This is a genomic window from Cellulomonas sp. McL0606 (assembly GCF_058248365.1).
This window is the reverse complement of the sequence record NZ_CM177779.1, coordinates 3,891,117-3,913,240: the sequence shown is the minus strand read 5'-3', so window position 1 is coordinate 3,913,240 and position 22,124 is coordinate 3,891,117. Positions and strand designations below refer to the sequence as shown.

The window sequence follows — 22,124 nt, the reverse complement described above, 5'->3', positions numbered from 1 at the left end:
CACCATCATCCCCCGATCCAGGTCCGCGTGAGGGTCTGCACGGCGGAACCGTCCAGGTCCGTGAGCTTGAGCCCGGCGAACGCGGCGGCGGCCGGGCTCGTCTGGACGCGGGTGGGCGGCTCCGGTGCGGAGAGCAGGTCGACGATCAACGACGCCACGGCCGACGCGGACTGGGCGTTGGCGAACGCGCCCGCGGTCCGCTGGAGGTAGGCGGCGAGCAGCGGTGCGTAGGCGTCGGAGCCGACGGCCGGTACCGACGCGTTGGCGACGAACTCGCTGGCCACCGCACCCGGCTCGACGATGACGACGGGAACCCCGAGCGCGCGGGCCACGGGCGCCAGGCTCTCCAGGAACCCCTCGACGGCGAACTTGGCCGCGCAGTACGCCTCGTTGAACGGCTGGCCGACGACCCCCCCGACGCTGGTGATCGTGAGGAGGCGTCCCCCGGACGAGCGCAGGTGCGGCATCGCCGCCTCGACGACGCGCACGACGCCGAAGAAGTTGACCTCCATGGCGTCGCGGAACGCCGGCAGGCCGAGCGTCTCGACGGTGCCGACCCGCCCGGCGCCGGCGTTGTTCACGACGGCGTCGAGCGAACCGTGGTCGGCGACGACCTGGTCGATCACCGACCCGACGGAGGACGACGTGACATCCAGCGCGCGGATGTCGATGGGCAGGTCACCGGCGCGCTCGCGCAGCGGCCCGGACCGGGACAGGTCGCGCATCGTCGCGACGGTGGTCCAGCCGGCCGCCGCCGCGGCGAGCGCGGTCTCGAGGCCGATGCCGGTCGACGTGCCGGTGATCAGAAGGGTGCTCATGGAGCCCCATCATCCGCTCACGCGTCCTGCGCGAGCCCGATCACGTTGCCGTCGGCGTCCGCGACCGTCGCGATGGTCCGTGTGCCGCCCACGTTGGTCGCGTCCTGCAGCACCGAGCCGCCGGCCGCGACGAGCGCGTCGCGCGTGCCCGCCAGGTCGTCGACCATCCAGTAGTACGTCGGACCGGTCATGCCCTGCTCGTGACCGTGCGGGTTGAGGCCCAGGTGGATGCCCGCGGTCTCGTAGCCCACATAGAACGGTGCGTCCTGCATCGGCTCCACACCGAGCAGCGCGCCGTAGAACGCCTTGCCCGCGTCGAGGTCCTTGACCGGCACCACGACGATCTTCAGTCCGTCCGTCATGTTCAGCTCTCTCCCTTGTCGTTGCCGTGTATCAGGGGCGGATACCCGCTCTCCTCCACCTGACGGATCATCCCGGGGATGTGTGACCGCCGCCTGCGAGATCCGTCTCGAGACGGTGTCCGGGGGGAGGGGTGGTCCGTCACGATGGCCGTACGACGACGGACGGCTCGAACGTTGAGCCCAGCAGTGCCGGCCCGCGCAGGGGGCGGGCCGGCGCGGCTGGGGTGCTGACCCAGCAGGGCACTGCCTACGGGTCGGGATGGGTCTCGTAAGAACAGCACGATCGTGCTAATAATGTACCCGTGAGCAAAGGCGACGAGACGCGGCAGGTGGTGCTCGACCAGGCGGTCGAGATCGCCGGGCGCCTCGGCGTGGCCGGCCTGACGATCGGGTCGCTGGCGACGGCCACCGGGATGTCGAAGAGCGGCCTCTATGCGCACTTCCGGTCCAAGGAGGCGCTCCAGCTGGCCGTCCTGGGTCAGGCACGTGAGCGGTTCGTCGAGCAGGTCGTCCGGCCGGCGCTCGCCGCACCTCGTGGAGTCCCGCGCATCCGCACGCTGTTCGAGTGCTGGCTGCTGCTGTCCACCGCTGGCTCGGCAGGCTGCCTGTTCGTCTCGGCATCCACCGAGTTCGACGACCAGCCGGGGCCGGTCCGCGACCAGCTGGTCCAGGACCACTGGGACCTGGCCGACTCCCTCGCGCAGATCTATCGCTCGGGCGCCAAGGACGGCCAGCTCCGCGACGACGAGTCGCCCGAGCAGTTCTCCTACGACCTGCACGGGCTGATGCTCGCGCACTTCCACGCGCAGCGGCTCCTGCGCGACCCGGCGGCCGACGTCCGGGCGCGCCACGCGTTCGAGCGCCTGCTCGCCTCGATCACCGTCCGATGACGAAGGAAGAACTCGACGTGGCCCAGACGGATGCCCAGAAAAGCACGATCGTTCGTGCCAAGGTTCCGCGCACGCTCACCTTGACCGTGCGGACGCTCGACCGCATCGCCCCCAGGCTCGTCGCGCGGAACGCCCTGCGCATGTGGTGCACCCCGACCCACGCCGGGCCGGGCGAGCACGTGCCCGGCGGCGTCCCGTGGCGCCTCGCGGACGGGACCGTCGGCGAGACCTGGGGCACCGGGCCGCGGGTCTACCTGGTCCACGGCTGGGGCGGTCACCGGGCGCAGCTCGCGTCGTTCGTCGTCCCCCTCACGAGCGCCGGGTTCCAGGTGATCGCCTACGACGCGCCGAGCCACGGCGACTCCGGCCCGGGCGCCCTGGGCCGTCGGCGCAGCAGCCTGATCGAGCTGATGGACGCGATCGAGACCGTCGTCGCCGCGCACGGCCCCGCCCACGCGATCGTCGGGCACTCGCTCGGTGCCGCGGCGGTCGCGCTCGCGGTGCTCGACGGCACACAGGCCGGCCGCCTGGTCCTCGTCGCGCCGCCCGCCGAGCCGGTCGAGTACACACGGCAGTTCGCGCGCGCGCTCGGGTTCAGCGAAGGCACACGCACGCTCCTGCTGGAACGGATGGAGGTCCTCGCCCACCGGCCGCTCGACGACCTCATGATCCCGGCCCGGGCGGCCGGCCGGGCGGACCTCCCGCCGCTCCTGGTCGTCGCCGACCGCTCGGACAAGGAGACCGACCCTGCCGACGGCGAGCGCATCGCGGAGGTGTGGCCCGACGCGGAGGTCCGGATGAGCGAGGGGCTCGGCCACCGCCGGATCCTCCGGGACGCCGACACCGTCGCGGCGGTCGTGGCCTACCTGTAGGCGCGCCGACCCACCCAGAGCAGGTGGGGCGCCGTCGCGAGGACCAGCGGGTCGTCGGCGCCCGCGACGAGCCGGTCGAGCCGGACCCGATAGGCCGACAGGTCGACGAGGCGCACGGCTTCGAGGTCGTCGGCCAGCAGCGTCTTCGCGGCCACCACCGTGACGGTGTCGAAGCCGGGTGCCGCGAAGGCCGGCAGCGGCGGGATCGCCAGTGCGACCAGTCCGCCGGGGCGCGTGATCCGCGCGAGCGCCCGGACGTCGTCGGCCGTCGGGTGGCAGAACGGCTCCAGCCCGACCACCGCGTCGAACCGGAGCCCGCCCGGCCAGGCGCGCACGTCCCAGCCCAGCTCGGTGAGCCAGACGGCGTAGGGCCCGGTCCCGCCTCCGAGGTCGAGCGCGACGCCGGGCTGGCCCAGGTGCGGCTCGACCAGACGAGTGGTGAGCACGCGTTCCAGGCACACGTCCAGGTCGGTCACGACGCCCGTCATGGTCGCTTCATCAGCGCGAAGACGCCCCAGCCCAGGTAGCGCCGCTGGTAGGTGACGTAGGTGAGCGGTGCGGTGTCCAGCTCGGCACGCATCTCGGCCCACAGCTCGTCGGACGGGTTGGCGTCGAGCCACTCCCGCGTGCTCAGCCACTGCCCGGCGACGTACCGGTCCCAGCTGTCCTCGTCGGCCAGCACCATCTCGACCAGGTCCCAGCCGGCCTCACGGAGCTGGGCGACGAGCCCGGGCAGGGACCGGAAGAGGTGGCGGGAGGGTGCGCCGCTGCCGATCACGGCGGTCTCGTCGGGCGGATCCTCGCGCCAGAAGGGCTCGCCGAGCAGGGCCAGCCCGCCGGGCCGCAGCGATCGCTCCAGCAGGGACAGCGTGCCGACGACGCCGTCGCCGATCCACGACGCCCCGAGGCAGGCCGCGACGTCGACGGGTTCCGGCGCGACGTAGTCGCCGGCGTCGTCGTTGACGAAGGTGACCTCGACCCCGAGGGCTGCGGCCCGCTCATTCGCCCGGCCGACGAACACCGAGCTTCATGTCGACGCCGATGCCGACGGTGCCGTGGTCCCGCGCCCAGGTCGCGAGCATCTCACCGGTGCCGCACGCCAGGTCGAGGACGGTCGTGCCGGGCGTCAGCCGCAGGGCGCGGCCGAGGACAGCCAGCTTCTCGTCGGTGAACGGGTCGAGGATCCGGTGGTGCCTCTCGCGGATCGTGTGCTGCCGGGGGATGTCCATGAGGCGGACCGTACGTCCGCGGATGACCGACGACGAGCGAATACCGGCGATCGTCAGCCCAACTGATCAGTTGCCCTGTACACTCGTCCACGTGACCGTCTCCGACACCGCCGCTCTCGCATTCGACCTGCGTGACGCCCTGGGCCCGATCTACCGGCGCCTGCTCACCGAGAAGTCGCTGTCCATCGGCCAGAGCCGCGCGCTCAACCGCCTGGTGCAGGACGGCCCGGCGACCTCGTCCGCGCTCGCGGCCAGCGAGTTCATCACGCCGCAGTCGATGGCCGTGATCGTCGCCGACCTCGAACGCGTCGGCCGCATCACGCGCACCCCCGACCCGACGGACGGCCGTCGCATGATCATCGAGATCACCCCCGACGGCCGCGCGGCGGTCGACGCGGACCGGCACGCGACGAACACGTGGCTGGCCGCAGCCGTCGCCTCGCTCGACGACGACGACCGCGCGGCCCTCGCCGGCGCCGTCGACGTCCTGCGGACGCTGGCCACCCGATGACCGGCAAGCGGTTCGTCCCCGCCCTCGTCTACGCGGCCCTGGCCGCCGCGATCATCAGCTCGTTGGGCCTCCTGCTGGTGCCCACGCTGGCGGCCGAGTTCGGCGTCTCGGTGAGCACCGCTCAGTGGACGCTGACCGTGAACCTGCTGGTCGGGGCGGTGGCGACGCCGGTCCTCGGGCGGCTGTCCGACGGGCCGCACAAGAAGCGCATCCTGCTGGCCACGCTCACGATCATCTTCGTCGGCTCGGTGCTGGCCGCGACCGCGCAGACGTTCTCCGTGATCCTCGTCGGCCGCGCCCTGCAGGGCCTCTCGTACTCGATCACGCCCATGGCGATCGCGCTGGCCCGCCGCTACTCGCCGCCGGAGAAGGTCGGCCCCGGCATCGCCGCGCTGTCCGTGACGGTGGCCACCGGAATCGGCATCGGGTACCCGCTGACCGGCATCATCGCCTCGACCTTCGACTTCCGCTGGGCGTTCTGGTTCGCCGCCGCGTTCGTCGTCTCGGCGTTCGTCGTCATCCTCGTCGCGGTGCCCAAGGGTCCCGACGAGCTCGGGCTGCGCCGCCCCTTCGACACGCTCGGCGCTGCCCTGCTCGGCGCGGGCCTGGGCATGCTGCTGCTCGGCATCAGCGAGGGTCCGCGGTTCGGCTGGGGATCACCGACGACGATCGGGCTGCTGGTCGGCGCCGTGCTCGTCCTCGGCGCGTGGGTCTGGCGCGAGACCAGCACCGACCACCCGCTGATCCGGCTCGACCTCATGCGCAAGCCCGACGTGCTGCTGGCCAACGCCACCGGCCTGTCGATGGGCGCGTCGATGTACATCGGCGTCTCGGTGATCAGCCTGGTGGCGCAGGCGCCGACCAGCACCGGCTTCGGCGTCGGGATGTCGCTGTTCTGGGCCGGCTTCGTCATGCTGCCCCTGTCCATCGGCAGCCAGCTGGCCAGCCGACTGGCCCGCGCGTTCGCGCACCGGCTCAGCTTCACGGTCATGCTGCCGCTCGGGGCGCTGTTCGTCACCCTGGCCAACCTGCTGCTCGTCGTCCGCCACGACGCCCTGCCCGAGCTGCTCGCCGGCATGTTCCTCGTCGGAGTCGGGATCGGCATCACCTTCGCCGCGATGCCGGGCCTGATCGCCCGCGGCGTGGCGGCCCAGGAACTCGGCTCGGCGGTCTCGTTCAACCAGGTGCTGCGCACCATCGGCGGCTCGATCGGTGCGGCCGTGGCCGGTGCCGTGATCGCGGCCCACCTCGCCCCCAGCGGCCGGCCCGCGAGCCAGGGCATCGAGCTGACATTCCTCATCTCGGCGACCGCCTGCGGCCTGGTGTTCCTCGGCCTGGCCACGCACGCGGTCCTGTCCGTCCGCCGGGCTCGTCGCATCGCGCCGCACGACGTGCTGCACGAGGCTTCCAGGAGCTGGAGCCCCACGACGCCGTGTCGGTGGGCGCAGCCGAGCGGGACGAGGTGTTCGACGCGCCGTAGGTCGTTCTAGAGGTCCTCGGTCAGGAACGCCGACAGGTCCATCGCGGCCAGCCGGTTCGGGTCGAACAGGACGTCAGCCTCGGCGATGCGGTCTCCGACCACGGTCATCGCGACGACGCAGATCACCGCACCGTGGTTGAGGACCACGCCGCCCGCCGCCCCGTTGACGAGCGCCGGCAGGCCTCGGGCCCTGATCTGGTTGAACACGACCATGCGGCGCGCGACGGCCTCGACGCCCGTGGCGACCATGGAGAACGCGTGCGCGCCGGCGTCCGACCGCAGCACGATCGTCTCGTCCACGACCCCCGCAGCGCGTCGAGGTCGCCCCGCGACGCCGCCCGGTAGTAGGCCTGGACCACCTTGCGCTGGGCGGCCAGATCCCCGTCGATCACGGGAACCGTGCGGAGCCGCTCCAGCGCCCCGGCGACGAGCGCGCCCGCGCCGTCCTCGGTGGTCCCGACGACGGCACCGATCTCCCCGAGCGGGAGGCCGCACCGCTCGTGGAGCACGAACGCGACGCGCTGCTCCGGCGTGAGCTGGTCGAGCGCGACGAACAGCGGGACGCCCACCGTCCCGTCGAGCAGAGCCGTCTGGTCGGCCGCGTGGCCGGTCAGACGGCTCACGACGACGTCCGGGACGTGCCACTCCGGGACCTCCCGCGACCGCAGCGCGTCGAGGCAGGCGGCCGCCGTCGACCGGATCAGCGAGTCGACGTCGCCGGTGCGGCGAGAGGCCTCCGCGACGGCCGCGTCCGCGCCCGAGACGGAGCCGAGGAGCCGGAACGCGAGCGCGCGCACCAGGTCCCGGTCCGCCTCGACGCGTTCGTCGAGCGAAAGCCCGTGCTCCTCGACTGCTCGCATCGCCGCCGCCCTCGTCGAAGGTCCGATGCTCGTCATCCTCGCGGAGCCGACGGGCAAGAGATACGGCCAGGCAGGGTGATTCGACGACGGCCCGGGACGACCCGGGTCAGGCCTGCGCCAAGGCCCTGGTCACGCCGTCCGCGTCCGCGAGGAGGCCGTACGCCGGGTGGTCCTTCTCGAAGCGGCGGCCCTCGGCCAGCGGACCTGCCTCGACGACGTCGAAACCGAAGGCGTCGATCAGCCCGGCCACGGTCGTGCGCGACGTGGGGTCGTCGCCCGCGATCGGGAGTGCCAACCGGCCCGTCCCGCCCGACGGCACGCCGCGCGAGCCCAGGTTCCCCGACGTGATGTTGTTGAACGCCTTGACCACCCTCGAGGTGGGCAGGAACGCCTGCAGGAGGCCGGAGACCGTCGTCGCGCCCTGGTCCAGGACCGCGATCTGGCCGTCGCGCTGCGCGTAGTAGTTGTTGGTGTCGATGACGAGCTTGCCGGCCAGCTCCGCGACGGGCAGCGTCTCGATCGCCTTGACGGGGATGGTCACGACGACCAGGTCGCCCTCCTCGGCCGCCTCGGCCGGGGTGCCGGCGCGGGCACGGTCGCCCAGCTCGTCGACGAGGTCCGTGAGGGTCTCCGGGCCACGGGAGTTGCTGACGATGACGTCGTAGCCGTTCGCGACGGCGAGGCGGGCGAGCGTGCCGCCGATGTGGCCCGCTCCGATGAATCCGATGGTGGTCATGTCCCTGGCCAACCGCGGCAGAGCCTGCGCTGTTCCGCACCGGCGGCGGTAGTTTGACCACGGAGGCAGCCCGCATGGCCCGCTCGGCACCGCACCCGTGGCACGGCATGCCGGTCGATGGCGCCCGGACGGTGGTCGTCGGCGTCATCCCGGGCCAGGCGGCGCGCGTGGTCCTGTTCGCTGCCGAGCTGGCCACCGCGCTCGGCGCGAACCTCGTGTGCGCGTGGTCCGACACCGCCCGGACCCTCGTCACGACCCACGCCGACGGCTCGCTGGAGTCGACCCCGCTCGATCCCGACCACGTGGACGGCGCGGAGGCCTTCGTCCTTGCCGACGACGAGCTCGCGGCCGAGGTTGCGCAGCACCTGAGCGCATTCGCCGGCCCGTGGCGGTTCGTCTACACGGTCGGCGAGCCGACACACGCCCTCGCACGCGTGGCTCACGACCACGACGCGTGGATGATCCTGGTGGGGAGCCGTCGCGCGGGTCTGGGCGGCTGGATGAACCACCTGGTCGGCGGCTCGACGGCTGGACGCCTCGCGCACTCGCAGCCGGTTCCCGTCACGATCGTCCCGCAGCACCCGAAGGAGAGCCCGTGACCCGTCCACCGCACCACGACCCGCGCCTCATCGCGGTCGTGGCCCTCGGTGGGATGGTCGGCACGACAGCACGGTGGGCGCTCACGTCCGCGGTCGGTGTCTCGGCGAACGGCTTCCCGACGGCGACCCTGATCGAGAACGTCGTCGGCTCGTTCCTGCTCGGCGCGCTCCTCGAGGCGCTGCTGCGGCGCGGCGCCGAGAGCCCCCGCGGTCGCGTGCTGCGGCTCGGCCTGGGCACGGGCGTGCTCGGCGGGTTCACCACGTTCAGCAGCCTCGCGATCGAGCTGGAACGGCTGCTCGCGGCCGGCCAGGCGACCCTGGCACTCGTGTACGCGACGCTCAGCCTCGTGCTCGGCATCCTCGCCTGCGTGGCCGGCATCGCGTTCGGCTCCCGCTCGCGCTCCCGGGCGGACGCCGCCTGATGGTGGTGCTGATCGCCGTGCTCGGTGGGGTCGGGGCCGCCTCCCGGTTCGTGGTCGACGGATCGATCCGTGCGCGCTGGACCCGCGTGTTCCCGCTGGCCACGCTGGTGATCAACGTCTCCGGCTCGCTGCTGATCGGTCTGCTCAACGGCGCCCACCTCTACCACGGCCTCGGCCCGACGTGGCTGGCCGTGGCGGCGACCGGGTTCTGCGGCGGGTACACCACCTTCTCCACGGCGATGGTCGAGACCGTCCGCCTGATCCAGGCCGGCGAGGTGCGTCGCGCGACCGTGAACGCCGTCGGCTCGGTGCTCCTCTGCCTCGGCGCCGCCGCACTCGGGGTCGCGCTGATGGCGGCCTTGTGACCGTCGCCCCGGCCTGGCGGGTCGCCCTCGCGCTGGTCGTCCTGCTCGGGGTCGTCCTGGTCGTCCTGACCCTGGCGCGGGTCCGCGTGCGCCGCGACGCCCTGGTCGCCGTCGCGCGGGCCGCCGTCCAGCTCACGCTCGTCGCGCTGGTGATCGCATGGGTGTTCCGGCACCCCGGCTGGGTCGTCGTCTACCTGGCCGTCATGCTCGTCGCCGCGTCGTGGACGTCGGTGCGTCGGATCGGGCTCGGGCGCTCGACCTGGCCGGCGATCGCGCTCGCCATCCTCGTCGGCGCGCTGGCCGCCGTGGGCCCCGTCCTCGCCAGCGGCGCGTTGCCGTTCCAGCCGCAGACGATCGTGCCGTTCAGCGCCCAGATCATCGGCGGTTCGATGACGGCCGTGTCGCTCACCGGCGGGCGGCTTCGCGACGACGTGCGGGGCGAGTGGGACCAGGTCGAGGCGTGGCTCTCGCTGGGCGCGACCCCACGCCAGGCGGTCGCCGAGCACGCGCGCCGGGCCGTCGCTCGCTCGCTCGTCCCCGCCCTCGACCAGACCCGCAGCGCCGGGCTCGTCACGCTGCCCGGCGCGTTCGTCGGCCTCCTGCTGGGCGGGGCGTCCGCCGCCGCGGCAGCCCAGGTGCAGCTGCTCGTGCTCGTCGGCCTGCTCGCCGCCGAGTCCGTCGCCGCCGTCCTGACCGCCCAGCTGCTCGCCGTCCAGCTAGGCACGCGCCGGCCCACCTGACAGGTCTTCACGCGCGGGTGATGTCCGAAACGCCCGGTATCACACAGCCGCGGGTCGGCTCATTCCCGTCGTGCCGCCGACGAGGGCGGCCGGCGAAGCAGGAAGGAGGTGACGACCATGACGATCGAGATCGTTGTCGTCGAGGAGATCACGGCTACCCGGATCCACCTCGACCCGGAGGCCGGCGGCGCCTGAGTCGCCACCGCCAACCCAAGGGCCGGCCCGACCCCGGGCCGGCCCTTTCCCATCCACCCCGGAGGACGTCATGCTCCCGCGACTGAAGTCGCTCAACGTGCTCGCCTCGGGCGACGAGCTGCTGGTCAGCCTGGACCCGAAGGTGCGCGTCCGGCTCGCCGACCCCGACGGTACGGTGCTGACGCTGCTGCGGCTCCTGCGCGACGGCACGCGGTCGCCCGACGAGCTCGCGACCGACGTCGGCATCGACGACGTCCGGCCGGTGCTCGACCAGCTGGACGGCCTCGGGTGGCTCGAGGACGTGTCCCGGCCGTCGTCGTTCGACGCGCACGACACCGAGCGGTACGCCAGCAACCTCGCGTTCTTCGACGCGTTCACCACGTTGTCGCACGGTCGCGACGAGCTGCAGGAGCGGCTGCGCGCCGCGCACGTGCTCGTGCTGGGCGCGGGCGGGCTGGGCTCGGCGGTGCTCATGAACCTGGCCGGGCTCGGCGTCGGGGCGCTGACCGTCGTCGACCAGGACCTGGTCGAGCTGCGCAACTTCGCGCGCCAGTTCACCTACACCGAGGCGGAGATCGGGCAGCCCAAGGCCGACCGCGTCGCCGACTGGCTGCGGGCGTTCGACACGTCTCTGCGGGTGGAGTCCCACCGCCGACGCGTCGAGTCCACCGACGACGTCGCGGCCCTGATCGTCGCGACGAGACCGGACCTCGTCGTCTCGGCGATCGACGAGCCCGACGAGGTCGACCGCTGGGTCAACCAGGCGTGCGTCACCGCCGGGGTACCGTTCGTGCGCGGCGGGCTGGCCTACACGCAGGGCCTCTACTGGTCGGTGGACCCCGGTCGCAGCGCGTGCCGCGAGTGTCTCGAACGGCACCGCGACCGGCTGGCCGACGGGATCGACCGCGAGATCGTCGACCGACCCCGCGTCCTGCGCCAGGACCGCGTCAACCGCGCGATCGGACCGGTCGCGGGCGTGCTCGGCGGACTGGTCGCGATGGAGGCGCTGCGCTTCCTGACGCGGCTGTCCGAGCCGATCGCCGCGGGCCGCTACCAGCTGCTCGACTTCGCCGGCTCCTGCGAGACCCGCACCGACGCGTGGCCCGCCGACCCGGAATGCCCGGTGTGCGCCGCCGCGCGCGCTCAGGTCACGGCATGACCACGCTGACCCGCGACTCGGTGCTCCGTCTGCACCCGCTCGCCATGACACCGCAGGCGGGCAGTGTCGTCGTCGGCCGCGCGGACGTGGGCCGGTTCGTCGCGATCCCCCCGGTGGGCGCCCGCGCGATCGAGCTCCTGGGCGCGGGGCGGAGCATCGCCGAGGTCGAGGCGTCCGTCACGCCGCCGCACGCCGACGAGCCGGTGGACGTGCTCGGCTTCGCGCGCTCGCTCGTCGAGCTCGACTTCGTGGCGTCGGTGGACACCGTGGAGACCACGTCCGGCCGCCTCGAGCGCGGGCCCGGTGTCGTCGTCGCGCCCCCCGCCCGTGTGCGTTGGCTCTTCTCGCGTCCCGCGGCTGCGGTCGCGACGCTCGCCGCGCTCGTGGCATGCGCGCTGATCGTGACCGTCCCGGACGTGCGCCCGCACCCGCTCGACGTGTTCTTCCTGGGCACGCCGGCCGAGAGCCTCGCAGTGCTGACCGTCCTCACCTACGTCCTGGCGGGCCTGCACGAGCTCGCGCACGTCATGGCGGCCGCGTCGGTCGGCGTGCCCGCGCGGCTGCGGATCACCCGCCGCCTCTACTTCCTCACGTTCGAGACCAACCTGACGGGTCTGTGGGCGCTCCCGCCGCGCCGTCGCGTCGGACCGCTGCTGGCCGGGATGGCGTTCGACGCACTCGTGCTCTGCGCGCTGCTGGTGATGCGCGTCGCGGGCGTCGGTCCGGACCGGCTGCTCGCCGCGCTGGTGTTCGTCGAGGTCTCGGCCCTCGTCGTGCAGCTGTTCGTCTTCCTGCGCTCGGACGTGTACGCGGTCATGACCGCCCTGCTCGGCTGCACCAACCTGTCCCAGACCACCCGCCTGCTGCTGCGGCGCTCGGTCCGTCGGCTCACGCCGGACCAGGCGGCCGCGCTCGCCGCCGCGCCGGCCCGCGACCTGTCGGTCGCGCGCTGGTACCGCTTCGTGGACGTCGCGGGCCTGGCGGTCGCGGCCTGGTTCTTCGTCGCGTTCTTCGTCCCGACGACGCTGCACCTGCTGGCCTGGATGCGCGACGCGCTCCTCGCCGCCGGCCCCACGCACGGCGCGTTCTACCAGGCCCTGCTCCTGGGCATCCTGCTGCTCTCGCCGCGGGCCCTCACGGGGTGGGTGGCCCTACGAGACCTGCTCCGGCGCCGGTCAGCGCCCCGCACTGCCACGTAGCGGGTGGCGCGCCTAAGCCGGCGCCGGGGCGTCCTGGTCGTCCGTGTGCGCGACGTGGCGCAGCTCGTGCCAGATCAGCACGACGAAGATCGCCGACCCCACGAACGCGAACCAGAACGGCGCCGTGATCCCGTACCTCTGCGCGAGCAGCCCGCCGACGCCGGCGCCGACCACCAGCCCGCCGTACACCCCGACGAGGTTCACGCTGCCGACGCGCCCCTGCAGGGCCGTCGGGACCGCGCGCTGCCGGATGGTGACCGAGGTGGTGCCCCACACGAACGCGTGCGCGCCGAACACGAAGAAGATGAGCAGCGCGACCCACGGCGTGGTGGTCAGGGCGAGGCAGAGGTGGGTGAGCGTCTCGATGATCAGGCCGACGCGCATCAGGTTGGCCAGCGAGATCCGCTGCGTGATCCAGCCGTACGAGAACGTCCCGGCCAGGCCGCCGAGCGCGCCGACCGTGGTGATCAGCCCGAAGCCGATCGCCCCGAGCCCCAGCCGCTCGCGCGCGTACAGGACGAGCACCGACCAGGCTGCCCCGAACGTGACGTTGAAGATGAGGATCGTCAGCACGAGCGTGCGCACCGCCGCGTGGTGCCGCACCCAGCGCAGGCCCTCGGCGATCTCGTGCCGGATGTGGGTGTCCGTGTGCTCGGTGCGGTGCGGTGGGAGGGCGATGCGCGAGACGAGCAGCGCGCCCGCCGCGACCAGCACCGCGTCCGCGGCGAACGGCAACGCCTGCCCCGCCGCGAAGAGCAGCGCACCCAACGGCGGCCCGACCAGCTGGTTCACCGTGACGAAGCCGGCCTGGATGCGGGAGTTGGCCAGCGCCAGGTCGTCGCGGTCCACGAGCATCGGCACGAGGGTGCTCGAGGTGTTGTCGGCGAACGTCTCGGCGGTGCCCAGCACGAACATCGCGACGAGGACCACCCAGATCGACGCGACGTCCGCGAACACGGCCAGGGCGAGCAGCCCGACGATCGCGGCGCGCACCGAGTCGACGGTGATGATGAGCCGTTTGCGGTCCAGCCGGTCGGTCAGTGCGCCCGCCCACAGCGCGAACAGCAGCGCGGGCAGCCACTGCAGCAGGGCCGCCAGCGCGACGAGGAACGCGTCGTGGGTGCGCGACGCCACGAGCAGCGGCCCGGCGGCCAGCAGGATCCCGTCGCCGAGGTTCGAGCTCCACGACGAGGAGAGCAGCCAGCGGAACCGGCGGCCGAGCCGCGGCGGCACCACGACGTCGAGGATCTGGCTCACAAAGACGAGACGGTAACCCGCGAGCCGTCGCTAGGCTCAATGCACATCTGGCTCGACGAGGAGGAGATCAGCATGGACTGGACCCTGGAGGTCGTGATCGTGCCGGTCAGTGACCTGGCGGCGTCCATCGCGTTCTACCGCGACCAGGTCGGCTTCGACCTGGACCACGAGACGGTCAACCAGTTCATGCACGTCGCGCAGCTGACCCCACGCGGGTCGGGCTGCTCGATCGTCGTCGGGAACCTGCCGACCCAGAGCGAGATGTCGCCCGGGTCGCTGCGCGGCTTGCAGCTGGTGGTCGCGGACGCCGAAGCCGCTCGCGCCGAGCTGCTGTCGCGCGGTGTCGAGGCCTCCGAGATCACGGTGTTCGACGAGCGCGACGGCGGCACGTTCTTCGGCTTCGCGGACCCGGACGGCAACACCTGGTCCGTCCAGCAGCTGAAGGTGCGGGCCGACAAGCCCCTGATCCCGCTCGAGGCCCGCGGCCGGTTCGGCGCCCAGCAGTGACTCTGCGCCAACGGTGGATCCCGCCGGGAGGGGCGCCGTGATCGTTCGGCGTGTTCGTTTCAGAAGTCGAGCTTAGGGGTCCGAGGCGAACACCCGCGGTCGCGCCGTCGAAGGTCCGTAGCCGCGGACACGCGCAACCGCCGCCCGCGCAAGGAGCCGGGGGTGCAGGAGCGTCACCGGCGACGCCATCAGGTGATAGACCCGCGCGATCGCCAGGTGCGCCGCTTCGTCGCCGTGCGCGCCGAGCCGTCCGAGCTCTCGGGTCCAGGCCGAGAAGGCGGCGGTCGCGCGCGGCACCGTGCCCTCGGCCGCGGGGTAGCGCAGGTCCTCGCCGGTCGCGATCCGCCACGGCAGGTCGGCCGCACGCGCCACCCGCCCCATCAGCACGCCTACGTCGCCGCGCAGGATCGGGCCGGCGTCGCGCAGGACGAGCGCCTCGAGCGCCGCAACGGTGACGCCCTGGCCGTAGACGGGGTTGAACGCGCACAGGGCGTCGCCGACGACGAGCAGCCCGTCGGGCCACCCGCGCACGCGCTCGTACCCGTGGCGCACGTTGGCCGTCTGGCGGTGGATCGCGACGTGGTCCACACCGCCCTCGACCAGGTCGGCCAGGGCCGGGTCGGGCAGGGCGCGCAGGGCGTCGACGAATGCCTGGGGATCACGGCCGGGCCGCCGCTCGCCCGACCCGACCGCACCGACCAGCCACCGGCCGCCCTCGACCGGGAGCGCGAGCCCGCCGCTGCGGTCCGGGGTCTGCAGGAACGCGATGCCGGGCGCGGCCATCCGCCCGGGTCTCACGGCGATGTCGGCCGTCGCGTAGCCGACGTGGGCGTCGACCTGGGTGACCTGCGCGGCCGGAACGCCCAGCGCGGCGAGCCAGCCGGGCAGCCGCGACGACCGCCCGGAGGCGTCGACGACCAGGTCGGCGCTCAGCGATGTGCCGTCGGCCAGGTCGACGGACCACCGTTCGCCGGCCCGCAGCCCGACCACCGCCGTACCCTCGCGCACGTCGACCCCGGGCAGCGCCCGCACGTGCCGGAGCACGACGTGCTCGAACAGCGGCCGCGTCGCGGAGACGATCTCGTACTGAGGCGCCTGCGGGGCCCAGCCCGGCTCGCCCAGCCATGCCATCCGCCCGGTGTCCAGCGGCACACCGCCGGCGGCGCGCAGGTCGGCGTCGACGCCGGGCAGCAGCTCCTCGACCGCCCGCAGCCCGCGGTGCAGGAACACGTGCGGCTGGGTGCCCTGCGGCACGCCCCGGCGCACGGCCGGTTCGGCCGGGAAGCTCGTCGCGCTCGAGGATCGTGATCCGACGACCGTGCCCGGCCAGCGCGGCCGCCGCGAACGCGCCGCCGACGCTCGCCCCGATGACGACGATCCGGCGGGCCTCGTCGCGTCGCGTCATCAGGCCAGGATGCCCGAACCGCCCTCCAGGAGCGCCTCGAACGGGGCGGTCGGGACCAGTGCGCCGGCGGCCCGCGCGAACGAGCCGTCGAGCGTCACGAGGGCGTCGCCCTGCAGCCGCGTCAGGGCGACGTACTCGGCGTCGTACGTCGATGCCACCCAGCTCGTCCGCCACCTTCCACGCGGTGTCCCTCAGGACCGCGTCGCCGAGCAACCGGATGGTCAGCCGCCGCACGCCGGCGAGCCGTGCTCGGGCCTCGGACGCGGTCAGGTCTCGGGCGTGCACGGCTTCGTGCATCAGTGACAGCGTCTGGGACCGCAGCAGCGTCGGCGCGAGCAGCTCGTGCTCGACCGTGGTCCCGAGCTCCGCCAGTCGAAGGGCGACGGCGGCATCGATGACGAACCGGGTCACCCGGAGCCTCCTGTGTCGAACGACCCGCGCGAGGCTACGCCCTACCGTGCGCCCTCACAGCCCGACGGCGGACATGCCGGCGTCGTTGTACCGGTTGCCCTGCACGCCGAACCGCTCGGCCGCGCCGTCCAGCAGGGCGACCTCGTCGGCGGAGAGCGCGACCTGGGTGGCGCCGATGTTCTCCTCGACGCGCGTCAGGCGTCGGGTGCCCGGGATCGGCACGATCCACGGCTGCTGAGCGAGCAGCCACCCGAGCGCGATCTGCCCGGGCGTGACGTCCTTCGCCCGCGCGAGCGCACGCACCTGGTCCACCAGGACCTCGTTCGCCGTGCGGTTCTCGGCGGTGAAGCGGGGGATCGTCGTGCGGATGTCGCCCGCGCTGAAGGAGGTGGCGGAGTCGACCGTGCCGGTGAGGAATCCCTTGCCCAGCGGGCTGAACGGCACGAAGCCGATGCCGAGTGCGGCGCACGTGGGCAGCACCTCCGGCTCCGGGTCGCGTGTCCACAGCGAGTACTCGCTCTGCAGCGCCGTCACGGGGTGCACGGCGTGTGCCCGGCGGATCGTGGTCGGCCCCGCCTCGGAGAGCCCGAAGTGGCGGACCTTGCCGGCGGCCACCAGCTCGCCGACGGTCCCGGCGACGTCCGCGATGGGCACGGCCGGGTCGACGCGGTGCTGGTAGTAGAGGTCGATGACGTCGATGCCGAGCCGGCGCAGGGACCCGTCGGCCGCGCGTCGGATGCTGTCCGGGCGGCTGTCCACGCCGGCGGACCGGCCGTCCTCGAACCGGAACCCGAACTTCGTGGCGACGACCACCCGGTCGCGGACCGGGGCCAGGGCCTCGCCCACCAGCTCCTCGTTGTCGAACGGCCCGTAGACCTCGGCGGTGTCGAAGAACGTGACGCCGGCGTCGACGGCCGCACGCAGCACCCCGATCATGTCGTCGCGACTGCCGGGGTTCGGGCCGTAGCTTCTGGCTCATCCCCATGCAACCGAGGCCGACCGCGGAGACCTGCAGGCCCTGTCCGAGCGTTCGTGTGTGCATGGTCTCGACGCTACGTCCGACTGGCCTGCGGAGGGAGGCCCTGTCAGGACACCCCGGAGAAGTCGTGTCACGCCACCGCGGACGCGCCTGCGATCCTGGGCCCGATGAACGTCCTCGACACCCGAACGCTGAACCGGGCCACGCTGGCCCGACAGCTCCTGCTCGACCGCGCGGACCTGCCCGTGCTCGACGCGGTCACCCATCTTTCGGGACTGCAGGCGCAGGAGCCGCAGGAGCCGTTCATCGGCCTGTGGTCGAGGCTGCGCGCGTTCGACCCCGCGGTGATGGACGGCCTGCTCGTCGCGCGCTCCGTCGTGCGCGCCCACCTCATGCGCTGCACGGTCCACCTGGTGACGGCCGACGACATGCTCGCCTGGCGGGCGCGGCACGACGCCATGCTGCGGGGTCGCATGCTCGCGATCTACCGGGACGGGCTGGACGGCGTCGACCTCGACGAGTTCGCCGCCGCGGCCCGCACCTTCCTGGCCGACGGCCGGCCGCGGTCCATGGCCGAGCTCGGTGCCGCACTCGTCGCGCGCTGGCCCGCGCCCCGTCCGCGCGCGCACGCCGAGCTCGCGATCGCGTGCCTGGTCCCGGTCGCGCAGACCCCGCCGCGCGGCCTGTGGCGCGTGAAGGCGGGCGTGCAGGTCGCGCTGCTGTCCTCGTGGCTCGGTCGGGACATCGACCCGCTCGCCGGCGAGGACCTGGTCGGCCGCGCGCTCGTCCGCCGCTACCTCACCGCGTATGGCCCGGCGGCCACCGCCGACATCCGCTCGTGGTCCGGCATCGCCGGCCTGCCGGCAGCCGTCAAGGCGATGCGCGACGAGCTGGTCTCCTTCCGCGACGAGCGCGGTCGCGTCCTGTGGGACCTGCCCGACGCGCCCCGACCGGACCCGGACACACCCGCGCCCGTGCGCTTCCTGCCCGCCTTCGACAACGCCCTGCTCGGCTACGACGACCGCACGCGCATCGTCGACGACGCCCACCGCGGCTTGTCCGTCGCGGGCAGCCGCGTGGTCCTGGTGGACGGCCGGGTCTCGGCGACGTGGACGGTCCGGGCCGACGCCGTCTCGGTCGTTCCGCTGCGACAGCTGACCCGGACCGAGCGCGCGGCGGTCGACGAGGAGGGTTCCGCGGTCGCGTCGTTCCTCGCCGGCGGCGCCGACGGGATGACGGTCTGGGGAGTCCGGGAGTAGTTTGCGCGCGTGGAGCAGACGTCCTCGACCCGGCTACCCGGGCGCCTCGTGCCCGCCGGCGGTGGGCACGTGCCCGTGCGGGTGCACGGATTCCTCGGGTCGTCGGCGCCGGAGCGGACCGGCCGGGCTGGTCGGGCCGGGCGGAGCTTCGCCGTCGCTGGCCCGCACGTCGCACGGCGTGGTCAAGGTCATGGACGGCGCGACCGTGCTCGGGTACCTGTCCGGGGCCTGGTCGCAGCGGGTGGACTTCGAGCTCTGGTCGTGCGAGCAGGCGGGCGTCCCGGCGCTCGCCCGCGCCGTGCTGGAGGGCGACGGCAGCGACCGCGACCTGTTCGTCATGCTGGCCTGGCGACGACCGCGCGCGTAGCGCTTGCGTTCGAGCGCACTCGAAGTCCTAGCGTCGGGGCATGACAAAGACCTGGTTCCTCACCGGCACGTCCCGTGGCTTCGGGCGGGAGTGGGCGGTCGCGGCCCTCGAGCGCGGCGACCGCGTCGCGGCGACGGCCCGCGACGCCTCGACCCTCGACGACCTCGTCGCGACCTACGGGGACGTGATCCTGCCCCTGACGCTCGACGTGACCGACCGCGCCGCCGACTTCGCGGCGGTCGCCCGCGCGCACGAGCACTTCGGCCGCCTCGACGTCGTGGTGAACAACGCCGGGTACGGCCAGTTCGGCTTCACCGAGGAGCTGACCGAGGCCGAGCTGCGCGACCAGATGGAGACCAACCTGTTCGGCGCGTTCTGGGTGACGCAGGCGGCGCTGCCGTTCCTGCGGGCGCAGGGCAGCGGGCACATCGTGCAGGTGTCGTCGATCGGCGGGATCTCGGCGTTCCCGAACATCGGCGCCTACCACGCCTCGAAGTGGGCGCTGGAGGGATTCAGCCAGGCGCTCGCGCAGGAGGTGGCCGGCTTCGGCATCCACGTCACGCTCGTCGAGCCCGGCGGCTTCTCGACGGACTGGGGTGGCTCGTCGGCCCGCCACGCGACCCCGCTGCCGGCGTACGACGAGTTCCGCGTGCAGATGCAGGAGGCCCGCGCGAAGCGCATCGGCACGCCCGGCAACCCGGGCTCGTCGGCCGCCGCGATCCTGCGGGTCGTGGACGCGGAGGTGCCGCCGCTGCGCGTGTTCTTCGGCGCGTCACCGCTCGGCACCGCCAAGGCCGACTACACCTCGCGGATCGCCACGTGGGAGCAGTGGGACGACGTCGCGAGGTTGGCGCAAGGCTGACCGGGGGCCGTCGAGCATGAGACCGTGCGGGTGCACGCCCCGCACGGTCCAGCTGGAAGGCACCCGATGAAGGTCTTCGCGTCGTACAACATCAAGGGCGGCGTAGGGAAGACCTCGACGGCCGTGAACCTCGCTCACCTGGCCGCGCGCGAGGGGCGCCGCACGCTGCTCTGGGACCTTGACCCACAGGCAGCGGCGACCTACGTCTTCCGCGTCCGCCCGCGGGTCAAGGGCGGCGGGCACGCGATCGTGACGGGCAGGCGCCCGATCGAGGACGCGCTGAAGTCCACGGACTTCGAGAATCTGGACCTGATGCCGGCGGACTTCAGCTACCGCAACCTGGACCTCGAGCTCGACGACGCCAAGAAGCGCACCAGTCGGCTCCGGCAGCTCGTGGGCAGCGTCGCCGACGACTACGACGTCGTGTTCCTCGACTGCCCGCCGAGCATCTCGCTGATGTCCGAGAACGTCCTGCACGCTGCCGACACCCTGCTGGTCCCGCTGATCCCCGCGACGCTCTCGGTGCGCACGTTCGAGCAGCTCAAGACGTTCGTCGCCGACTCGGAGAAGCCGCGTCCCGACCTGGTCGCGTTCTTCTCGATGGTCGACCGGCGCAAGCGGCTGCACCGTGACGTGATCGGCTCGATCTCGCGCGAGGGCGCCCGGGTGGCGCGCACCGAGATCCCGGCGCTGTCGATCATCGAGCAGATGGCCGAACGGCAGGCGCCCGTCACGGCGTTCGCGCCGACGAGCCGGGCGGCGCTGACCTACGAGCGCCTGTGGGCCGAGGTGCGCTCGGCGTAGCGAGTCGTCCCCGGGTCGGGGCTCCGCTCCCAGGGCCCCGTGGACGATGCCGCGCGCGAGCGACCGGATCTCCTCGACGGCGACGGGCGGGCCGGTGACCAGCACGAACAGCACCCCGCCGTACAACGTCATGAGGCGACCGACGGCCTGCTCCGGCACGGGCAGGTCGAGGTCGCGGTGCAGCGCGCCGGTGAACGTCGCGGCGGTGGCGGCCAGCCCTTCGAGCGCACCGGCGACCGCCGGTCGTCGTCGCGACTCCAGCTGGAAGCTCGAAGATCGCGCGATACCGGTCCCGGTGCGAGGACGTGGCCGCGACCAGTGATCCGGCGAGGAGCGCGGTCAGGTGGTCGATCGGATCGACGCCGTCCGGGGTGTGCGTCGAGCCGGCCACCATGTCGTCGAGCTGGAGGTCGACGATGCGGTGGGCGGCCGCGACGAGCAGCGCGTCGTGGTCGGGGAAGTAGTTGGAGGCCGTGCCCGTGGGCACCTGGGCCCGGGCGTCGACCGCACGGTGGGTCACGCCGCGCAGACCGTCGGCGGCCAGCAGAGCCACCACCGCGTCCGCCAGCTCGCGGCGTCTCTGAGGGTTGCTGCGGGCCACGGGTGGAGTCTAGGAGCCCGGTGCGATACCACGACATCCGTCGTACTATGTGCTGACGAGGAGGCTGGCATGCAGACGGCGATCGTGGCGGGCGGCGGCATCGCGGGACTCGCGTCCGGCCTGGCGCTGGCCCGCCGCGGGTGGCGGGTCACCGTGCTGGAGCAGGCCGGCGGGGGCGAGGTCGGCGCGGGCGTCGCGATCCCGGCCAACGGGATCACGGCGCTGCACGCGCTCGGTCTCGACCAGGCGGCCGTCGACACGCTCGGGACGAAGACGGTCGGCACGGGCTTCCAGGACCTGCACGGCCGCTGGATCCTGCGCATCCCCGACGAGCGACCGGACGTCGCCGAGGTGGTCGCCGTCTGGGGCGTGCACCGGCAGCGGCTCCACGCGGTCCTGCTCCGCGCTGCGCAGGACGCCGGGGCGACGTTGCTGACGGGTCGTCGGGTGGTGGCCGTCGCGCCGGGTTCGGCGGACGGCGAACGCGCGGTCGTACGCACGGACGGCCCGGAGGGTGCCTCGGAGGCGGATCTCGTGGTCGGCGCGGACGGCATGTGGAGCGCGGTGCGGCGTGCGCTCCACCCGTCCGTGGTGCCGGTCTACGGCGGGAGCACGAGCTGGCGCGCGGTCGTCGAGGACACCACGAGCGACGACCGCCTGATCGAGATGTGGGGACCGGGGGCCGAGTTCGGCGCGATGCGTATCAGCCCGGACCAGGTCTACTGGTACGGCTACGTCCGGCACGCGCGGTCCGCGCGGTTCGACGACGAGCTTGTCGCCGTGCGCGAGAGGTTCGACGGCTGGGCGGACCCGGTCTCGTCGCTGATCGATGCCACCGATCCCGTCCGGCTGATGCGCCACGACGTCTTCCACCTCGCGGGCGGCCTGCCGAGCTACGTGCGCGGACGCGTCGTGCTGGTGGGCGACGCCGCGCACGCCGCGCTGCCGACGATGGGCCAGGGCGCGGCAACCGCGCTGGAGGACGCCGCCACCCTCGGTCGGCTCGTCGACCCGGGGAACCTGCGGGACGCGCTCGTCGCGTTCGACGCCGACCGCCGCCCGCGATGCCGGTCCATCGCCCGCCAGGCAGCGACCATGGCACGCATCGGCGCGGGGGTCGGCGACGGGTGGCGGCAGTCGGTGCGCAACACGCTCTTCCGGGCGGTCCCGGGCGGGGCGCTCGCACGCTCCGGTGCGCGGCTGGTCGCCTGGGAGCCGCCGTCGCAGCGGTAGTG

Annotated in this window: 26 protein-coding genes and 3 pseudogenes; 16 read left to right on the top strand and 13 right to left on the bottom strand. The window is 73.3% G+C overall.

The window, feature by feature from the left end:
* Positions 1 to 5: 5 nt before the first annotated feature.
* Together AC38ZX_RS20050 and AC38ZX_RS20045 are read right to left on the bottom strand one after the other, a co-directional pair.
* Positions 6 to 818 (bottom strand): SDR family NAD(P)-dependent oxidoreductase, encoded by an 813-nt coding sequence (locus tag AC38ZX_RS20050; RefSeq protein ID WP_491295644.1) that lies wholly within the window; start codon positions 816 to 818, stop codon positions 6 to 8.
* 17 nt (positions 819 to 835) lie between these two features.
* A complete protein-coding gene (locus AC38ZX_RS20045; protein ID WP_491295643.1) occupies positions 836 to 1,180 on the bottom strand; it encodes a VOC family protein in 345 nt (114 codons plus the stop codon).
* Between the two features lie 302 nt (positions 1,181 to 1,482).
* Here AC38ZX_RS20045 and AC38ZX_RS20040 point away from each other — a divergent pair, with 302 nt between their 5' ends.
* Positions 1,483 to 2,070, top strand: coding sequence for a TetR/AcrR family transcriptional regulator (locus AC38ZX_RS20040; RefSeq protein ID WP_426593521.1), 588 nt, complete (start codon positions 1,483 to 1,485; stop codon positions 2,068 to 2,070).
* Complete coding sequence (locus AC38ZX_RS20035) at positions 2,067 to 2,942, top strand: alpha/beta fold hydrolase (protein WP_491295642.1); 876 nt, start codon at positions 2,067 to 2,069, stop codon at positions 2,940 to 2,942. Before AC38ZX_RS20040 ends, AC38ZX_RS20035 begins: the two co-directional genes overlap by 4 nt.
* Here the strand turns inward: AC38ZX_RS20035 and AC38ZX_RS20030 are convergent.
* The 3 genes from AC38ZX_RS20030 to AC38ZX_RS20020 are packed head-to-tail and all read right to left on the bottom strand — an operon-like array spanning position 2,933 to position 4,171.
* Positions 2,933 to 3,430 (bottom strand): class I SAM-dependent methyltransferase, encoded by a 498-nt coding sequence (locus AC38ZX_RS20030; protein ID WP_491295640.1) that lies wholly within the window; start codon positions 3,428 to 3,430, stop codon positions 2,933 to 2,935. The two genes, AC38ZX_RS20035 and AC38ZX_RS20030, sit on opposite strands and share 10 nt — an antisense overlap.
* On the bottom strand, positions 3,427 to 3,963 hold the full coding sequence (locus tag AC38ZX_RS20025) for a class I SAM-dependent methyltransferase (RefSeq protein WP_491295639.1): 537 nt from the start codon (positions 3,961 to 3,963) through the stop codon (positions 3,427 to 3,429). The genes AC38ZX_RS20030 and AC38ZX_RS20025 overlap by 4 nt, the downstream gene beginning before the upstream one ends.
* Positions 3,941 to 4,171 carry an SAM-dependent methyltransferase gene (locus tag AC38ZX_RS20020; protein ID WP_491295638.1) on the bottom strand — a complete coding sequence of 77 codons (231 nt, stop codon included), beginning with the start codon at positions 4,169 to 4,171 and terminating at the stop codon, positions 3,941 to 3,943. Before AC38ZX_RS20020 ends, AC38ZX_RS20025 begins: the two co-directional genes overlap by 23 nt.
* A gap of 22 nt (positions 4,172 to 4,193) precedes the next feature.
* Between AC38ZX_RS20020 and AC38ZX_RS20015 the strand changes: the two genes are divergently transcribed.
* Positions 4,194 to 4,682, top strand: a complete 489-nt coding sequence (locus AC38ZX_RS20015) for a MarR family winged helix-turn-helix transcriptional regulator (RefSeq protein ID WP_491295637.1) — start codon at positions 4,194 to 4,196, stop codon at positions 4,680 to 4,682.
* Positions 4,679 to 6,172 (top strand): MFS transporter, encoded by a 1,494-nt coding sequence (locus AC38ZX_RS20010; RefSeq protein WP_491295636.1) that lies wholly within the window; start codon positions 4,679 to 4,681, stop codon positions 6,170 to 6,172. The genes AC38ZX_RS20015 and AC38ZX_RS20010 overlap by 4 nt, the downstream gene beginning before the upstream one ends.
* 112 nt (positions 6,173 to 6,284) lie before the next feature.
* Here AC38ZX_RS20010 and AC38ZX_RS20005 read toward each other — a convergent pair whose 3' ends face one another.
* Together AC38ZX_RS20005 and AC38ZX_RS20000 are read right to left on the bottom strand one after the other, a co-directional pair.
* Positions 6,285 to 7,022, bottom strand: a complete 738-nt coding sequence (locus AC38ZX_RS20005; RefSeq protein WP_491295635.1) for a sigma factor-like helix-turn-helix DNA-binding protein — start codon at positions 7,020 to 7,022, stop codon at positions 6,285 to 6,287.
* A gap of 106 nt (positions 7,023 to 7,128) precedes the next feature.
* A complete protein-coding gene (locus AC38ZX_RS20000) occupies positions 7,129 to 7,758 on the bottom strand; it encodes an NADPH-dependent F420 reductase (RefSeq protein ID WP_491295634.1) in 630 nt (209 codons plus the stop codon).
* Positions 7,759 to 7,832: 74 nt separating this feature from the next.
* On the opposite strand from AC38ZX_RS20000, the gene AC38ZX_RS19995 reads away from it, so the two are divergent.
* The 6 genes from AC38ZX_RS19995 to AC38ZX_RS19970 all read left to right on the top strand — a co-directional run bounded on the left by AC38ZX_RS19995 (position 7,833) and on the right by AC38ZX_RS19970 (position 12,437).
* Positions 7,833 to 8,357: a universal stress protein gene (locus AC38ZX_RS19995; protein ID WP_426593511.1), complete on the top strand. Its 525-nt coding sequence runs from the start codon at positions 7,833 to 7,835 to the stop codon at positions 8,355 to 8,357.
* Positions 8,354 to 8,779 carry a fluoride efflux transporter FluC gene (locus AC38ZX_RS19990; protein WP_491295633.1) on the top strand — a complete coding sequence of 142 codons (426 nt, stop codon included), beginning with the start codon at positions 8,354 to 8,356 and terminating at the stop codon, positions 8,777 to 8,779. Before AC38ZX_RS19995 ends, AC38ZX_RS19990 begins: the two co-directional genes overlap by 4 nt.
* On the top strand, positions 8,779 to 9,144 hold the full coding sequence (gene crcB / locus AC38ZX_RS19985; protein WP_426593509.1) for a fluoride efflux transporter CrcB: 366 nt from the start codon (positions 8,779 to 8,781) through the stop codon (positions 9,142 to 9,144). The genes AC38ZX_RS19990 and crcB overlap by 1 nt, the downstream gene beginning before the upstream one ends.
* Entirely contained in the window at positions 9,141 to 9,884 is a 744-nt protein-coding gene (locus tag AC38ZX_RS19980; RefSeq protein ID WP_491295632.1) for an ABC transporter permease, read from the top strand. Before crcB ends, AC38ZX_RS19980 begins: the two co-directional genes overlap by 4 nt.
* 265 nt (positions 9,885 to 10,149) lie before the next feature.
* Entirely contained in the window at positions 10,150 to 11,238 is a 1,089-nt protein-coding gene (locus AC38ZX_RS19975) for a HesA/MoeB/ThiF family protein (protein WP_491295631.1), read from the top strand.
* Positions 11,235 to 12,437, top strand: a complete 1,203-nt coding sequence (locus tag AC38ZX_RS19970) for a hypothetical protein (RefSeq protein WP_491295630.1) — start codon at positions 11,235 to 11,237, stop codon at positions 12,435 to 12,437. The genes AC38ZX_RS19975 and AC38ZX_RS19970 overlap by 4 nt, the downstream gene beginning before the upstream one ends.
* Positions 12,438 to 12,449: 12 nt before the next feature.
* On the opposite strand, the gene AC38ZX_RS19965 is transcribed toward AC38ZX_RS19970, so the two are convergent.
* Positions 12,450 to 13,694 (bottom strand): MFS transporter, encoded by a 1,245-nt coding sequence (locus AC38ZX_RS19965; RefSeq protein ID WP_426593505.1) that lies wholly within the window; start codon positions 13,692 to 13,694, stop codon positions 12,450 to 12,452.
* Positions 13,695 to 13,733: 39 nt separating this feature from the next.
* Between AC38ZX_RS19965 and AC38ZX_RS19960 the strand changes: the two genes are divergently transcribed.
* Entirely contained in the window at positions 13,734 to 14,201 is a 468-nt protein-coding gene (locus AC38ZX_RS19960) for a VOC family protein (RefSeq protein WP_491295628.1), read from the top strand.
* A gap of 72 nt (positions 14,202 to 14,273) precedes the next feature.
* Here the strand turns inward: AC38ZX_RS19960 and AC38ZX_RS19955 are convergent, their stop codons facing one another.
* The 4 genes and pseudogenes from AC38ZX_RS19955 to AC38ZX_RS19940 form a co-directional block, all read right to left on the bottom strand.
* Positions 14,274 to 15,455, bottom strand: coding sequence for an NAD(P)/FAD-dependent oxidoreductase (locus AC38ZX_RS19955; RefSeq protein ID WP_491297553.1), 1,182 nt, complete (start codon positions 15,453 to 15,455; stop codon positions 14,274 to 14,276).
* A gap of 46 nt (positions 15,456 to 15,501) precedes the next feature.
* A pseudogene (locus tag AC38ZX_RS19950) lies at positions 15,502 to 15,606 on the bottom strand (hypothetical protein); the annotation flags it as partial.
* Entirely contained in the window at positions 15,606 to 15,764 is a 159-nt protein-coding gene (locus AC38ZX_RS19945; RefSeq protein WP_491295627.1) for a hypothetical protein, read from the bottom strand. The pseudogene AC38ZX_RS19950 and the gene AC38ZX_RS19945, both read right to left, overlap by 1 nt.
* A gap of 307 nt (positions 15,765 to 16,071) precedes the next feature.
* Positions 16,072 to 17,059 (bottom strand): annotated as a pseudogene (locus AC38ZX_RS19940) (aldo/keto reductase).
* A gap of 104 nt (positions 17,060 to 17,163) precedes the next feature.
* Between AC38ZX_RS19940 and AC38ZX_RS19935 the strand changes: the two are divergent.
* The 4 genes from AC38ZX_RS19935 to AC38ZX_RS19920 all read left to right on the top strand — a co-directional run bounded on the left by AC38ZX_RS19935 (position 17,164) and on the right by AC38ZX_RS19920 (position 20,288).
* A complete protein-coding gene (locus tag AC38ZX_RS19935; RefSeq protein ID WP_491295625.1) occupies positions 17,164 to 18,255 on the top strand; it encodes a winged helix DNA-binding domain-containing protein in 1,092 nt (363 codons plus the stop codon).
* A gap of 178 nt (positions 18,256 to 18,433) precedes the next feature.
* Positions 18,434 to 18,622, top strand: a complete 189-nt coding sequence (locus AC38ZX_RS19930) for a hypothetical protein (RefSeq protein WP_491295623.1) — start codon at positions 18,434 to 18,436, stop codon at positions 18,620 to 18,622.
* A 40-nt stretch (positions 18,623 to 18,662) separates the two neighbouring features.
* On the top strand, positions 18,663 to 19,484 hold the full coding sequence (locus AC38ZX_RS19925; protein WP_491295621.1) for an SDR family oxidoreductase: 822 nt from the start codon (positions 18,663 to 18,665) through the stop codon (positions 19,482 to 19,484).
* A 66-nt stretch (positions 19,485 to 19,550) separates the two neighbouring features.
* Positions 19,551 to 20,288, top strand: coding sequence for a ParA family protein (locus AC38ZX_RS19920; RefSeq protein ID WP_426593497.1), 738 nt, complete (start codon positions 19,551 to 19,553; stop codon positions 20,286 to 20,288).
* A gap of 96 nt (positions 20,289 to 20,384) precedes the next feature.
* Here the strand turns inward: AC38ZX_RS19920 and AC38ZX_RS19915 are convergent.
* Positions 20,385 to 20,504, bottom strand: a pseudogene (locus AC38ZX_RS19915) (hypothetical protein); the annotation flags it as partial.
* Positions 20,505 to 20,958: 454 nt separating this feature from the next.
* On the opposite strand from AC38ZX_RS19915, the gene AC38ZX_RS19910 reads away from it, so the two are divergent.
* Positions 20,959 to 22,122, top strand: coding sequence for an FAD-dependent monooxygenase (locus tag AC38ZX_RS19910; protein ID WP_491295619.1), 1,164 nt, complete (start codon positions 20,959 to 20,961; stop codon positions 22,120 to 22,122).
* Positions 22,123 to 22,124 lie beyond the last annotated feature (2 nt).

Coding starts and splice junctions, on each gene's coding strand:
- AC38ZX_RS20045 (WP_491295643.1), bottom strand. CDS start 1,180: ATGACGGACGGACTGAAGATCGTCGTGGTGCCGGTCAAGGACCTCGAC.
- AC38ZX_RS20020 (WP_491295638.1), bottom strand. CDS start 4,171: ATGGACATCCCCCGGCAGCACACGATCCGCGAGAGGCACCACCGGATC.
- AC38ZX_RS19960 (WP_491295628.1), top strand. CDS start 13,734: ATGCACATCTGGCTCGACGAGGAGGAGATCAGCATGGACTGGACCCTG.
- AC38ZX_RS20030 (WP_491295640.1), bottom strand. CDS start 3,430: ATGACGGGCGTCGTGACCGACCTGGACGTGTGCCTGGAACGCGTGCTC.
- AC38ZX_RS19925 (WP_491295621.1), top strand. CDS start 18,663: ATGACAAAGACCTGGTTCCTCACCGGCACGTCCCGTGGCTTCGGGCGG.
- crcB (WP_426593509.1), top strand. CDS start 8,779: ATGGTGGTGCTGATCGCCGTGCTCGGTGGGGTCGGGGCCGCCTCCCGG.
- AC38ZX_RS19975 (WP_491295631.1), top strand. CDS start 10,150: ATGCTCCCGCGACTGAAGTCGCTCAACGTGCTCGCCTCGGGCGACGAG.
- AC38ZX_RS19910 (WP_491295619.1), top strand. CDS start 20,959: ATGCAGACGGCGATCGTGGCGGGCGGCGGCATCGCGGGACTCGCGTCC.
- AC38ZX_RS20000 (WP_491295634.1), bottom strand. CDS start 7,758: ATGACCACCATCGGATTCATCGGAGCGGGCCACATCGGCGGCACGCTC.
- AC38ZX_RS19995 (WP_426593511.1), top strand. CDS start 7,833: ATGGCCCGCTCGGCACCGCACCCGTGGCACGGCATGCCGGTCGATGGC.
- AC38ZX_RS20005 (WP_491295635.1), bottom strand. CDS start 7,022: ATGCGAGCAGTCGAGGAGCACGGGCTTTCGCTCGACGAACGCGTCGAG.
- AC38ZX_RS20035 (WP_491295642.1), top strand. CDS start 2,067: ATGACGAAGGAAGAACTCGACGTGGCCCAGACGGATGCCCAGAAAAGC.
- AC38ZX_RS20050 (WP_491295644.1), bottom strand. CDS start 818: ATGAGCACCCTTCTGATCACCGGCACGTCGACCGGCATCGGCCTCGAG.
- AC38ZX_RS19935 (WP_491295625.1), top strand. CDS start 17,164: ATGAACGTCCTCGACACCCGAACGCTGAACCGGGCCACGCTGGCCCGA.
- AC38ZX_RS20010 (WP_491295636.1), top strand. CDS start 4,679: ATGACCGGCAAGCGGTTCGTCCCCGCCCTCGTCTACGCGGCCCTGGCC.
- AC38ZX_RS20015 (WP_491295637.1), top strand. CDS start 4,194: ATGACCGACGACGAGCGAATACCGGCGATCGTCAGCCCAACTGATCAG.
- AC38ZX_RS19970 (WP_491295630.1), top strand. CDS start 11,235: ATGACCACGCTGACCCGCGACTCGGTGCTCCGTCTGCACCCGCTCGCC.
- AC38ZX_RS19920 (WP_426593497.1), top strand. CDS start 19,551: ATGAAGGTCTTCGCGTCGTACAACATCAAGGGCGGCGTAGGGAAGACC.